Origin of the sequence: Pseudomonas sp. (assembly GCF_028293835.1) — a bacterium.
In the GTDB taxonomy this organism is placed as follows: domain Bacteria; phylum Pseudomonadota; class Gammaproteobacteria; order Pseudomonadales; family Pseudomonadaceae; genus Aquipseudomonas.
In genome coordinates this window covers 94463-107468 of the sequence record NZ_JAQGNX010000105.1, presented here as the reverse complement: position 1 = coordinate 107468, position 13006 = coordinate 94463, and the positions used below count along the sequence as shown (strand labels likewise).

10 protein-coding genes and 4 pseudogenes are annotated in these 13006 nt (G+C 55.5%); 12 read left to right on the top strand and 2 right to left on the bottom strand.

Translation table 11 applies throughout. The annotated features are described in order from the left end of the window. The first annotated feature begins 361 nt into the window (after window positions 1–361). From JWR17_RS14880 to JWR17_RS14830, 11 genes and pseudogenes are all read left to right on the top strand, one after another. Window positions 362–787: a VOC family protein gene (locus JWR17_RS14880; protein ID WP_299832676.1), complete on the top strand. Its 426-nt coding sequence runs from the start codon at window positions 362–364 to the stop codon at window positions 785–787. Between the two features lie 164 nt (window positions 788–951). Then, complete coding sequence (locus JWR17_RS14875) at window positions 952–1743, top strand: allophanate hydrolase subunit 1 (RefSeq protein ID WP_299832675.1); 792 nt, start codon at window positions 952–954, stop codon at window positions 1741–1743. Continuing rightward, window positions 1740–2681, top strand: coding sequence for a biotin-dependent carboxyltransferase family protein (locus tag JWR17_RS14870; RefSeq protein WP_299832674.1), 942 nt, complete (start codon window positions 1740–1742; stop codon window positions 2679–2681). Before JWR17_RS14875 ends, JWR17_RS14870 begins: the two co-directional genes overlap by 4 nt. Beyond that, window positions 2674–3461 (top strand): annotated as a pseudogene (locus JWR17_RS26360) (5-oxoprolinase subunit PxpA). The gene JWR17_RS14870 and the pseudogene JWR17_RS26360 overlap by 8 nt, the downstream one beginning before the upstream one ends. Before the next feature lie 141 nt (window positions 3462–3602). After that, the gene (locus JWR17_RS14855) at window positions 3603–5045 is read left to right on the top strand and encodes an MFS transporter (RefSeq protein WP_299832672.1); all 1443 of its coding nucleotides are present in this window, start codon (window positions 3603–3605) and stop codon (window positions 5043–5045) included. Window positions 5046–5235: 190 nt separating this feature from the next. Continuing rightward, window positions 5236–5598: a transposase gene (locus JWR17_RS26355; protein WP_366944156.1), complete on the top strand. Its 363-nt coding sequence runs from the start codon at window positions 5236–5238 to the stop codon at window positions 5596–5598. Next, complete coding sequence (tnpB, locus tag JWR17_RS14850) at window positions 5564–5899, top strand: IS66 family insertion sequence element accessory protein TnpB (protein WP_299832671.1); 336 nt, start codon at window positions 5564–5566, stop codon at window positions 5897–5899. The genes JWR17_RS26355 and tnpB overlap by 35 nt, the downstream gene beginning before the upstream one ends. Window positions 5900–5980: 81 nt before the next feature. After that, window positions 5981–7506, top strand: a pseudogene (locus JWR17_RS14845) (IS66 family transposase). Between the two features lie 302 nt (window positions 7507–7808). Continuing rightward, on the top strand, window positions 7809–8570 hold the full coding sequence (locus JWR17_RS14840; RefSeq protein WP_299832670.1) for an SDR family oxidoreductase: 762 nt from the start codon (window positions 7809–7811) through the stop codon (window positions 8568–8570). A gap of 80 nt (window positions 8571–8650) precedes the next feature. Further along, window positions 8651–8764, top strand: a pseudogene (locus JWR17_RS14835) (transposase); the annotation flags it as partial. 245 nt (window positions 8765–9009) lie between these two features. After that, complete coding sequence (locus JWR17_RS14830) at window positions 9010–10146, top strand: hypothetical protein (RefSeq protein WP_299832669.1); 1137 nt, start codon at window positions 9010–9012, stop codon at window positions 10144–10146. A 440-nt stretch (window positions 10147–10586) separates the two neighbouring features. Here JWR17_RS14830 and JWR17_RS14825 read toward each other — a convergent pair whose 3' ends face one another. Together JWR17_RS14825 and JWR17_RS14820 are read right to left on the bottom strand one after the other, a co-directional pair. After that, window positions 10587–11315: a C45 family peptidase gene (locus tag JWR17_RS14825; RefSeq protein ID WP_299832667.1), complete on the bottom strand. Its 729-nt coding sequence runs from the start codon at window positions 11313–11315 to the stop codon at window positions 10587–10589. Between the two features lie 64 nt (window positions 11316–11379). After that, window positions 11380–11652 carry a hypothetical protein gene (locus JWR17_RS14820; RefSeq protein ID WP_299832666.1) on the bottom strand — a complete coding sequence of 91 codons (273 nt, stop codon included), beginning with the start codon at window positions 11650–11652 and terminating at the stop codon, window positions 11380–11382. Window positions 11653–12090: 438 nt separating this feature from the next. Here JWR17_RS14820 and JWR17_RS14815 point away from each other — a divergent pair. Continuing rightward, window positions 12091–12631: pseudogene (locus JWR17_RS14815) on the top strand (SOS response-associated peptidase family protein); the annotation flags it as partial. Window positions 12632–13006: the final 375 nt, after the last annotated feature.

The following is a 13006-nucleotide window of genomic DNA, read 5'->3' as shown; positions in this document are numbered from 1 at the left end:
GCAGTTGCGGCTGCGCCTGACCAGCGTGACCTGCGCATCAACAATGCGCCAGATATAAAAGCGAATTCCTTGGGGCAACACTAATAACGCGGAGGTATTTTAGGCGAGGCGGATGGGAGGCTGATCGAGGTAATCAATCACGAGAAATCCACGCTGCCCATGCTCGACGAATGTTTCAGCGCTAACTGATCGAAGTCTGTGTGCCTCAATGGTGCATAGCGAGCAATATCGGTGCAAATCCGGTTCATATCGCTTTAAGCATCGAATTTATTGTTGCTCAGGACATAATATTTCCGCTTTATAACGCGGCTTTTCCGGTTAAGAATTGGCTCATGTCAAAAACAACCACTAGGAAATGACCGTGAGCCTATCTCCTTTTCACCTAGCAATTCCTGTTTACGATCTTGCCGCTGCCCGCCACTTCTACGGCGATGTGTTTGGCCTCTCCGAAGGCCGTTCAAGTGAGCAGTGGGTAGACTTCGATTTCTATGGTCACCAGTTGGTGATCCATGAACATCCCAAGACGGCATCGCAAGAGTCAGTGCACTCCAACGCAGTGGATGGTCATGATGTTCCGGTTCCTCATTTCGGCATCATTCTGCACTGGCTGGAATGGGAAGCATTGGCCGAGCGTCTCAAGGCCCGCGAGACCCAATTTGTGATCGAACCGTATATTCGCTTCAAAGGCCAGGTGGGTGAGCAGGCCACGATGTTCTTGTTTGACCCGTGCGGCAATGCATTGGAGTTCAAAGCGTTCAAAGACATGAGTCAGCTGTTCGCCAAGTAAGTTGTTGCCCAAGCGACCGTCGCCAGCAGAGCGACGGCGCGCTACAAGCCGTGAAGCCTTGCAGCGTCTTGTTGGATATCAGCGAAAGTGTCCGCTTTCACTGTGTCTCATCGCGGGCCCGCCTGGCTTATTTTTCTGCCTGCCGCATGAGGATAGAGAGCGTTATGTCCGATGTCAGTCGCACCGTGCATGAGCCGTTGGCTGTACCCCATTACCCCGAAAGCGTGGGCTATCAATGGCAGTTTGAGGCTTGCGGTGATCGCTGTGTCATCCTGGTGTTCGGCAACGTCTTTTCGATCGATCTCAATCGTCAGGCCGCCTCGGCCGGAAATAAATTGCGTGCGCTTGCAGCCCAAGGTCTGCTGTCTGGGATCACAGATATTGTCGCTGCGATGGTGACGGTCGGCGTCCATTATTCTCCCGAGTCCGTCGCCACGCGCTATCCAGATGTCTCGCCTTACGAATCGATATGCAAGCTGGTGACGGAAAGTCTCAATGACTCCCAAAGCGTTTCATCAGCTGCCGGCAGCCGGTTTGAAATTCCGGTGTGTTACGAGGCGGAATATGCACCTGATCTTCAGGACATTGCGCAAGCCTGCCTGATCACCATCGACGAAGTTATAGCGGCTCACACCGCTGATTGGCTAGATGTCCTGATGATCGGTTTCGCGCCTGGCCATCCCTACATTGGAATGCATGACAGCGTGCTGTCGCTGCCTCGTCTGGCAGTACCGCGCAAGCTGGTCAAGCGGGGCAGCATCGGTATCGCCAACCAGCAAAGCGTGATTTATCCCGCCGATCTCCCGGGCGGCTGGAACCTTGTTGGCCGGACGCCGTTGCGAATGTTCTCACCGGCAAGTGAGCCTCCGTGTCTGCTGCAAGGCGGCGACAAGATTCGATTTGTACCGATAACCAGCCACGAATTTGAGCAGTTGGCTCGGGGGGACACGAAGTGACCATCAAGGTAATCAAACCCGGCATGCTCTCGTCCTTTCAAGACACCGGACGACACGGATTCCAGCACTGGGGCGTTCCGGTGGCCGGCGTGATGGATGAGGATGCTCATGCACTGTGCAATCTTCTGGTAGGCAATCCTCGATCCTTCAGCACCCTTGAGATGACCCTTCAGGGGCCGACCCTGTGTTTTCAGGCCAAGGCAGTTATCGCGCTAGCCGGTGCAGATCTTGGTGCCGATCTGGACGGAACACCGCTCAAGCCAGGCGTACCCGTCCTGGTTTCCCCAGGCAGTATTTTGCGCTTCGGCAAGCGGCTGCACGGCGCGAGGTGTTACCTGGCGGTGGCCGGTGGGTTCCTGCTCCAGCCTGTGATGAACAGTACCAGCACCTATTCGCGCGGAGGATTCGGAGGGCTGCGGGGCAGGACACTACAAGCTGGTGATCTAATTCCCATCTGTTCTTCATTTGCTAGCCCGGCACGCGTCAGTCCCGCTACACACCTCGGGCTTTATCAGGATGTCGCCTCCAGCCCCATAAGAGTTCTGGCGGGCCGGGAATGGGACGATTTTTCCACCCGGTCTCAAACGGATTTCCTGAACCACAGCTACAGGTTGACGAGTGACTCGGATCGCATGGGATACCGACTTGATGGAGAATCATTGGCCCTGTCTGCACCCAAGGAGCTTTTGTCCGAAAGCGTTGCATTTGGCACTGTTCAGGTTCCTGCAAGCGGCAAGCCGTTGATCTTGATGGCCGACCGACAGACCACAGGGGGATATCCGAGGATTGCCCAAGTGATCAGCGTTGATTTGCCTCGGCTGGCGCAGTTGCTGCCTGGCGATAAGGTGCGGTTTTCGCTGGTTGATTTGAGAACGGCCGAAGAACTGCTTTTAATCCGGGCTCGAACCTTCAAAACGATGGAGGCTTTCAATGCCTGAAATTGATTTCAACAGTGACCTGGGTGAAGGCTTCAGTATTTACCGCGCGGGCGACGACGCTGCGATTCTTCCCCACCTCACCTCTGCAAATATCGCCTGCGGATTTCATGCTGGGGATTCGCGGTCCATGCGGTCAACCGTAGCCTTGGCTGCGAAGCTGGGCGTAGCAATAGGTGCGCACCCGGGGTTCGACGATCTGCAAGGTTTTGGTCGGCGCATGATGACGCTGTCGGAAGATGAGGTTTACGAGTTAGTGGTCTACCAGGTCGGCGCTTTGATGGGTTTCACCAAAGCTGCAAATGTCGACTTGCGACACGTCAAACCCCATGGGGCGCTGTACAACTTTGCGGCCGTTCACCACCCACGGCAGGCGCCATATGCCGGGCAGTCAAAGACATCGATCCAGGACTGATCTTGTTTGGTTTGTCGGGAAGCGCTTTGATCACCGCAGCCGAACAGTGCGGCTTGACAGTGGCGCATGAGGTATTTGCCGACCGTAGTTATCAGGACGACGGAACCTTGACTCCCCGCAGTCAGGCCGGAGCAATGATCGAAAACGTCCATGACGCAGTCGATCAGGTAATGAACATGCTCCATCTAGGTGAAGTGCGAACGACGCAGGGCATCTGGATTCCTGTAAAGGCGCAAACCCTTTGTCTCCACGGCGATCAACCAGGTGCCTCAGGTTTCGCCAGCGCGATCAGGCAGGCGCTTCTCCGAGAGGGCGTGACAATTCAACGACCCGCGCGCCGGGATGACAGCGAGATCGATCTTCAATAATTAAAAACATTGTTGGCCAATAATAAAAAGGAACATCCCATGTGTTGCGAGTTTGAAGTCAAGTTATAACTGCCGAGCTTAAAACCTCGTCTGAAAACTGAATAGTAAAGAACGTCTTAGTCTGGACGATTGTATTCCCGGATGAACTGCGCACTGTCGGTTTTCAGCACGTTAATTTCAAGGCAGAACCCTCTGCCCCATAACTCTTTTGGCCAGTGGCCAGAGTGGAAGGTATTTATGTCTCGTGTTCTTTCCGAAATCACGAATCCATCCGGTATTGACGTCATGGTGCAAGCAACTGCGCCCGGTGATGGGTCGACTCTAATTGCGAAGCGCGCTGCCATGGCTTCCGCCACGGGAACCGCTGTGGAATATTATGAGTTCAGCATCTACGGCTATATGGCGACTATTATTGCGCCGTTGTTTTTTCCAGGTGATAACCCGGCAGCTGCGTTATTGGCAACATTGGCCGTGTTCGGTATTGCATTTGTCATTCGCCCAATAGGCGGGGTTCTGCTAGGTCGACTTGCCGACCGTATCGGCAGGCGCAAGGTGCTGCTGAGTACCGTTATCGGGATGGGCACTGCCACCGCGCTGATTGGCGTATTGCCTACCACCGCCCAGATCGGCCTGGCTGCACCCATCCTGCTGGTGCTGTTGCGACTGTCCCAGGGCTTTTTCGCCGGCGGCGAAGTGGTTGGCGCCGCGGCATTTGTGGCCGAATCCTCACCCAATGGCCGCCGTGGTTTTTTTGGTTCATTTACCCCACTTGGGGTGGCGGTCGGTGGCGCTCTAGGTGCGATTGTTTGCGGCATCACGACAGGGCTCCTTAGCGCCGAACAACTGCAGGCATGGGGATGGCGTATCCCGTTCTTCCTTTCCATACCGCTTGTGGTGTTTTCGTTTTATATGCGTCACAACGTTGAAGAAACGCCAGAGTTCAAGGCCTTCCTTGCCAAAGAGAAGCCACCGGTAGCGCCGGTCAAAGAAGTTTTCAGCAAGAATTTTCCTTCGTTGCTTCGGGTTATCGTGTTCGCGTCTGCACAAAACGCCGGGTATTTCATCGGGATGGTCTTCATGAATATCTACCTGACGACCTATCTACATTTCGACAAATCCAAGGTCTACTGGGTGATTGCGGTTATCAGCTTGTGCATGGCGGCCATGATGCCGTTCTGGGGTGGCTTGTCAGACCGCATAGGTCGCAAGAAAGCCCTGAGCATCGGCTTTATGGGTTACGTGGTTTTGGTAATTCCCATGATGGTACTCATGGACAGCGGCAGCCTCTGGATTGCCGCACTGGCTATGCTTGTCGCCACATTGCCCATGCCAATCGTTCAATCGGTAGGTTATCCCACTTACGCTGAGCAGTTCCCCACACGTGTGCGCTATACGGCGATGGCCATCAGCATTAATCTGGGCGCGATACTCGGAGGGGGAATTACGCCATACGTGGTCACCTCAATTATTACCAAGACCGGAAATCTATTGGTTCCTGGCTATTTCATGGCGGGTGCTGCGGTTTGCGCGTTGCTGGCGATCCTTACATTGCGTGAGACATCCAAAGGCGACCTTCTTCGCTAAGTCGGTTCAACTTCCCCACGGAGTCGAGGCTAGACTCGGCGCCTCCTGTAGATTTGCCACTCAACAACGACACGTACTCGCAACAGCGTATGCTTCCGGCGAACACACCTTCCTGATCCCGAAGCCAAAGGCGATGGTGTCCACCTAAATTTAAGTGGACACCAGTTCTAGCCTTTTAAGCGGGTATCGCATGCAACCACCACGTCGTTCCTATTCCAAATCCTTCAAGGCTCAGGTCATCCAAGAGTGCGCCCCGCCCGGCGCTTCGATTGCGAGCGTCGCACTGAGCCACGGCATTAACGCAAACCTCGTCCATAAGTGGGTTCGGCTGCAATCGCAGACAAGCGTTGCCAAACAACCAGCCTTCATTTCGCTGGCTCTACAAACAACCGCGTCACGATCAGACTCCACTACGGCAACCATTTGCCTCAAAATCCCGCACCCGCGCGGCACCGTCAAAATAAGCTGGCCAACCGAAAAGCAGCGGCTTGCGCAGCTTTTCTTCGAGATATGTTGCGATGATTCGCATCGATTTCATCTGGCTCGCCACTGAGCCCATGGACATGCTCGCTGGCACCGAAACCGCTCTGGCACGTGTGGTGGCGGTGTTCGGTGCGGCGCAGCCGCACTGTGCTTATTTGTTTGCCAATCGCCGCGCCAATCGCATGAAAGTGTTGGTGCATGACGGATTGGGTATCTGGCTGGCGGCCCGCCGTCTGCACCAAGGCAAGTTCGTCTGGCCGGGTTCTCGGCACGGTACTCAGGTGGAATTGGGTACCGAGCAACTACAAGCCCTAGTGCTAGGTTTACCTTGGCAACGAGTCGGGCCAGGCGGCGCAATTTCCATCCTGTGACGCCTGCCACAGCAGGTCTGGCTGTGCAATTCTCCAATGGATCTATCGCCGATATCACACCGCTCTGGCAAACTCAGCGGCATGACTTCGCTCCCCAACCTCGACCAATTAAACCCTGAACATCTGCGCGCTTTGGCGGCGCAGTTGTTATTGCAGGTCGACACCATGGGCAAAAAGATTCATCGTGATCAAACGGTGATCGAGAAGCTGACCCACGAGATTGCACAGCTCAAATGCTTCAAGTTTGCCAAGCGCAGCGAGCAGCTAAATCCGCAACAAGCCAGCTTGTTAGACGACCTAATCGATACCGATATCGCGGCAATTGAGGCTGAACTTCAGGCACTGCAAACACCTTCCGTTCCTACCGAAACAAAGCAAAAGCCTAAGCGCACCGCATTGCCGCCAGAGTTCCCGCGTACCCTGATCCATCACGAACCCAACAATAGCCACTGTCAGTGCGGTTGCGCCCTCAAGCGTATTGGCGAGGATGTCAGCGAAAAACTCGACTACACGCCGGGCGTGTTCACGGTTGAACGCCACATCCGAGGCAAGTGGTCTGCGATGATTGTGAAACGCTGAGCCAGGCACCGGTTCCGGCGCACGTTATCGACAAGGGCATCCCGACCGCAGGGCTGCTGGCCCATGTCATGATTGCGAAATTCGCTGACCATCTACCGCTTTATCGTCAGGAATCGATTTTCGGTCCGGCTGGTCTGCCTATTGCCCGTTCAACGTTGGCGCAATGGGTTGGTAATTGTGGCGTGCAGTTGCAGCCGCTGGTGGATGCCTCGCGTGATGCCGTTCTTGCCCATGGCGTGATTCACGCTGATGAAACGCCGGTACAGATGCTCACGCCCGGCGCAAAGAAAACCCATCGCTCCTATGTCTGGGCTTACGCTACCAGCCAGTTTTCGGACTTGGCTGCGGTCGTTTATGACTTCAGCCCCAGCCGCGCAGGCGAACACGCTCGCAACTTTCTGGAAGGCTGGAAAGGCAAGTTGGTCTGCGACGATTTTGGCGGCTACAAGGCCAGTTTTGATCTCGGCGTGACCGAGATCGGCTGCATGGCCCATGCACGGCGCAAGTTTTTCGATTTGCACGCCACGCACAAAAGCCAACTAGCAGAACAGGCTTTGCGATACATCCAGTTACTGTATGAAATTGAGCGTGAAGTCCGCGAACTGGAACCGGATTTACGTCGCTTAATAAGGCAAGAAAAAGCTGTATCCGTGATAGATGCGCTGCATGCTTGGATGATCGCCCAGCGCCAGATTGTGCACGATGGTTCGGCTATCGCCAGAGCTTTAGATTACAGCCTGAAACGCTGGGCAGCGCTGTCGCGCTACCTCGATGACGGGGCCGTATCCATAGATAATAATTGGTGTGAGAACCAAATCCGGCCTTGGGCCCTTGGCCGTAAAAACTGGTTGTTTGCAGGCTCACTGCGCAGCGGAAAACGTGCGGCGGCGATCATGAGCCTGATCCAGTCGGCCCGGTTAAATGGGCATGATCCGTATGCCTATTTAAAGGACGTCGTTACGCGCCTGCCGACACAGCGTGCGAGTGAAATTGAAGAGCTGCTGCCGCATCGGTGGCAACCGCTTTAAGCGGGCGAGTGAGATTTCCGAGCTGCTGCCGCATAAATGGCTACCCGTTTAGTTACGCAAGTCGGGATGCCCTGACGCGTATTGTTGTCCCTTCCGTGACCTCGAAACAAACATCAGTAATTCGTGAAACGGGTGCACACTGAGATATCAGACTGCATTTTAAAAACCAGCTGCAAGAATATGACTTCCAATAGCACGAAATTCAGGGTCGGCAACTACCAGCAGATAGGAAACGATGCCCACCTACGACGGCCCATGGTGCTGCGGTGGTGGTTCTATAGCAACAAATTCGAGATTTCTATATGAAACCCAATCCGCCAATCGATAATGCACTACGCGTCGCGTTGGTTACAGGATCGACATCCGGTATCGGCGCGGCCATTGCACGTGTACTAAGCGGGGCTGGCTATGCAGTGGTTCTCCATTCGAGAAATTCTGCGGATACAGGTCGCGCTATGGCTGCCGAAATGAAACAGGCTATCTACGTGCAAGCTGATCTTGCTTTTGAAGCTGACAGGGTCAGGCTTATCAACGAGGCGATTGGCGCGTGGGGTCAGCTCGACGTATTGGTCAATAACGCTGGCATCAGCAGAGTTATTCCGCATAGCGACCTTGCGTCTGCCACTTCGGCGGTGTGGCATGAACTTAACGAGATTAATGTCGTGGCGCCGTTCCACCTAGTCGCATTGGCCGAATCGGCATTGCGCGATGCCGCCCGTTACCGTCGAGCAGGTAGCGTTGTAAACATCAGTTCGCATGCTGGTGTCCGCCCTAAGGGTGCATCCATTCCCTACGCGGTGAGCAAAGCTGCGCTCAATCACATGACCCGCTTGCTCGCGGTGTCACTTGGGCCAGACATTCGCGTAAATGCTGTGGCGCCTGGCTTGGTCGACACGCCTCTGACCGCAGAGTGGACAGGTGCCCAAGAGTTGTGGCGAGATCGCGCCCCAATGCGCAGGGCCGCTAGCCCAGACGACATTGCAAAGGCTGTTGCAATGTTGGTTGATTCGGACTACTTAACCGGTGAGATACTCCTGTCAGACGGCGGATTAAATCTGACCTAGGTTTAGCGCGCTCCGCAGGGGCGGCGCGAGAAGACGAGTTAATTTGCTTTGCCGACGGGCTCAAACGCCGGACGGATACTCTGTATCGGCAGGAGAAAATCTTCGGGCGAGCCAGTTTAGCGATCCCCCGCTCAACGCTGGCTCAATGGGTCGGACAGACCGGTGTACAGCTTCAACCGCTGGCGCAAGGCGTGTTTCCCGTTCGCTTACGGATGTTTGGGAAGGCTGGTTGGCGCGTGGCTGGTGTCACTCCTCCACGATGCATAGGGAGGAGTCGTACTGGGGTTCCCGGCTTCTTATTGACGCGCACAGCGTTGATCCGAAAGAGACAATGGAGCGTATTGACCCTGCATATGTACTCAAGCTGGGTGAAGCACGAGGGTGGGTGCCCTCGGCTACCAACACTGTCGTTGACTATCTGCTTAGATGGCTTGCCGTAATGAGCGAAAGTGTCCGTCTCGGTTCTGTTGCGTCGTTGCCTGCGATGAATATTGCTGACGACTTGCGTGCGAGTCCTACCGACGCGTTTTCAGTCACGATATCGAGCATCGCCCCAGACCGTTCGATACGGTTTATTAGTCCGTCGATTATCTGGGGTGGCACATACGCTAGCGGAAGTTTGAGCAATGAAGTCTTCGAAGAGGAATCGGGTTCTGAATGGCAGGTTAGAAGTAACCTTGTGGTAGATGCTGTGCAATCTGCAAGGTCGCACGGTGCTTACTGGCTTGACGAACGAGCCACAGTGGAGGCAATCGAGCACATTCTGGAGGCTGATCCTTCGATCGAAGCAACGTTGTGTCAACTCACTGGGGCTGAGGGCACGGGATCGGACAACTTTATCGTAGAGTCCTATGGCCTGCTGGTCCCGTTGTGTTCACACCTCCTCAATAAAAAGCCGGATGTCGGTGCACAATTTTATCGTCGTTTGACAGCTCGCAAGACTGCTGTGAATCAGGTGGCCGGCGGAACGGAGCTGGACTGGGTCGATATTGTCCTGTTCGAGTCTTACGACTCCGAACCCGTACGGGCTCTCTGGGAAGAGGCACTTGAGAACTGCAAGTCAGATGGTGATCTGATATCGCTGTCTATGCTAACCCTCAACGGGGATGCTCGTGCCTGGATGGAATACAGAGTATCGGCGGACGAGAACGCATCGAGCCAGTTTGTCCGGGCCCGGGCCATCCTGATGGCGGGTTTGCTTGGTCTGACGATACCTCAAACACAACCCGAGACGTGGCTCTCGGATGTCGCAGAGCTTGCTACCCAATATCAAAATGTCGATTGTTGGGGCAGAGAGTGGTTCGACCGCTTTGTGACAGCTGAGGCTGACGCCCATGCATTCTCAGCATTCAAGTTGTTGCTCGAATGCGTGGACAGAAGGTTCTGGACCTGGAAGGAAACGTTGATCGCTGGTCGCTCTGAGCCCATATCCACTCGGCGCGCGGCTTTCCTGAACCAGAATATTGGAAACATCAAGACTGCAATCAATGAAAATGAGAAAGCGATAATCGAAAGCTTCCTGACAACGAAGGTGGCGGAAGGGCAGGTATGGCCGTGGCTGAATATTCAAGCATGAAAGCCAAATGCTCGGGACAGTTCCTAGCGTCAAATTGACACGACTATCAGGTAACACGCCAGCTCGACTTGAGCCGGCCGCTTTTGTTTCGACTGAATTTAGATTTGGGACCGGGCGCACGCGATGCTGGCGCGTCAGTTGTAGGTGTAAACGCCGTGGCGTGACTTAAGCGGAAGGCACACATCCCTCGATGTCTCGAGTCTCCCGCTAAGCGGACATTCGTTGGCCCTGCGTGAGTGACGCCTGTGGGTCGAAAGCAGTCATTCATGAATGGCAGATGTTGATCAGATTTTGTGATCCGCGAGCTTGCCACAACCGCTATTTGCCATGGCGCTTTCCTAAAGCTTTGCGAGTGTCTTACTGCGCCGATGCAACGCGGCGATCTATGCCTGTATTTCTGCTTGTTCGGCCTCGAGTGAAACCAGATTCCAGCATCCCTGTCAGGACAAGAACTGCACCTGCTGCCACGGCTGCGTGCTTGGCTGGCCCAGGCAGAACGATGCCTGGACTTGGTCAGCCAGCTCGAACACAACCGAGCCGAAGGTCTGGGTGCGGGTCTTGGCCCCGGGCTTGATGGCCAGCGGAACATCGGTGCGCGACAGCAAGGCCATCACGGCAGGGGCTTCGGCCGCCACGCCCAGGTTATCATCAAGGCATGCCAGGCGCGCTTCGGAGTTGGCCACTCGTCCAACCGATTCGAGCAGTGCCAGGCCGTGCGGGTTGATATCCTGGCTATGCAAAGGGTGGTTGGTATGGCGCACAGTACCGGCCCCAAGCCTCGGGCCCACCGCGCAGCCGATGGCAGAGCATTCCTGGCTGTAAAGACCATGGCGGTCGCCCACCAGGTAATGCTGGCCGCTGGCGTGATCCAATGCCTTCAGTGCCTGGTCCGCCGCCTCGGCGGTGTGTTGGGCCAGCGCATGGCGGAGCGCAAAGGCAACCGGCAGGCCGTTGGGCTGGTGGCGAAGCATCAGCAGGGTGTTGACGCACACACCTACGCCAGCGCGGTTTACCCCGGTAAGGCCGATAAGTCCGGCGGCGCTTAGCACCAAGGCTTCTGGCTGGTCGTTTGCAGCCAGGCGCAACACCACTTGGGAACCGTCCATGAACGCTGGCAGATCCATGTGCTGGGCCAAAACGGTTCGTTGGCCGGTTGTGTGACCCAGCACGCTGCAACCAGGCTCCCAAGGCGGCGGCGTGGGAAGGTCGAACCACCACTGCTCATCCATGAAGTTAGGCGGCGATCACTTCGAAAGGCAGCCCGGCGCCTTCGGCGATGCCGCGCACCTCATCCACAAAGTCTGGGAGTTGCCGCGTGGCTGTGTTCAGCAGCCCTGTGCTGCTCAGCATGCCTTGAGCATATTGCTCAATACTGACGGCCGAGGGGTTGCTGGCTAGTGTTGCCTGGGCCCAATGGTCAATGGCGGTTAGCACTTGGGCCCGGGCAGATTCGCCGTGTGCCCGGCCACGTTCCAGCCCGGTACCGCGGCAGTCGATAATGGTCATGAATGCTTCCAACTTTGGCTCAGACAAAGCGCGCATGATAGTCAAGCCAGATTGGGAATACACCTCGAATTCCGAGGTGGCCGCCAGGCGGGCGAGCTGGGGTTATTCGGGCGAGGGCGCTTGCAAGCCGGATGTAATGAACGGGGTGTTGTAAGTCAGACTGATGTTGCCTTCAGATGGACTGATAGGTGTGCTCATAAGGATCTCGTCGCTGGGCATTCACTCCCGGAGGGATGCTGCAAGGACGAGACTCACTGTGATGGAAATGCGGCGCACCATAACAACCATCAGCGGTCCTCATACAGTTCGCCGGAAGCATCGCTTAACTGTAGCGCTCTTCACGTCAGCTATCGGCTAAGAGCGGACGTTTTGAGTAGAGGAATAAATCCGTCCCCTTTATCCTAGGCACCTACGCAAGATTCACAGTAGTCCTAGATAGACGGGCTGCATATCGATCCGGTCAAATGGGGCTGGGCACCGTTTTGGGCCAAAGGCAAACGGCCAGCCCCTATTAACGCCCGAATCGAAACGGTCGCGACAGGTAAGTTCTTCAAAGAGCTTTGGCCGAACGGCCGCGGCTTGGTTCCTTCCGAAGGGTGGTATGAGTGGATCGCCGATCCTGTTGACCCTAAGAGGAAACAACCCTACTTCATCAGGTTGAAAAGCCAGGCAGCAATGTTCTTTGGCGCGTTGGCCCAGGTTTATCCGGGGCTGGAACCGCACGACGGAGACGGGTTTGTGATCATCACGGCGGCAAGTGATTCAGGAATGGTCGACATTCATGATCGACGGCCGTTGGTGTTTTTGGCTGAACATGCGCGAGAGTGGATTGAGCCGGGCTTGCCAGCGGCGCGAGCTGAGGAGATGGCCAAGGAGTTGTGCCGGCCGGCCGGCCGATGACTTCGAGTGGTTCGCGGTGAGTAAAGCGGTGGGGAATGTGCGGAACGATGAAGCGGGGTTGATTTGCCCCATATTCTGAACACGTACGTGACCCTGAACCTGCCCCCGTATCGCTACGTGCAGTTCGACTTGAGTGATTCCAGTGGAATCATAGTGGCAGTTGGGCACTGTGATTCCACTGGAATCACTTGACCTGAGGAAATAACGTCGTCATGCAAGAGGAATGGATTCAAGCCGTAGGAGCCGCCTTGGTGGTGATGGCGGTGACACGATTTGCCGGCCATCCGAATATGCTTTCGCCACCAAGGCAGCGCATATGCGCCTATGGTTTTAGCGCCAAGGTCTCAGACGAAAATGCCCATTCAAGAAAATCGCGCACAGCGGCGCAGGGATCGGCCCGCTGCATTAGCTGTATTGGAGGTAGGCCGAGGGTCCGAAGGACCGCCGGATAGTT

Bases quoted from the DNA above. Each gene is read 5' to 3' on its own strand.
- JWR17_RS26355 (WP_366944156.1), top strand. From the start codon at position 5,236: ATGCAACCACCACGTCGTTCCTATTCCAAATCCTTCAAGGCTCAGGTC.
- tnpB (WP_299832671.1), top strand. From the start codon at position 5,564: ATGATTCGCATCGATTTCATCTGGCTCGCCACTGAGCCCATGGACATG.
- JWR17_RS14830 (WP_299832669.1), top strand. From the start codon at position 9,010: ATGAGCGAAAGTGTCCGTCTCGGTTCTGTTGCGTCGTTGCCTGCGATG.
- JWR17_RS14840 (WP_299832670.1), top strand. From the start codon at position 7,809: ATGAAACCCAATCCGCCAATCGATAATGCACTACGCGTCGCGTTGGTT.
- JWR17_RS14820 (WP_299832666.1), bottom strand. From the start codon at position 11,652: ATGACCATTATCGACTGCCGCGGTACCGGGCTGGAACGTGGCCGGGCA.
- JWR17_RS14855 (WP_299832672.1), top strand. From the start codon at position 3,603: ATGAACTGCGCACTGTCGGTTTTCAGCACGTTAATTTCAAGGCAGAAC.
- JWR17_RS14875 (WP_299832675.1), top strand. From the start codon at position 952: ATGTCCGATGTCAGTCGCACCGTGCATGAGCCGTTGGCTGTACCCCAT.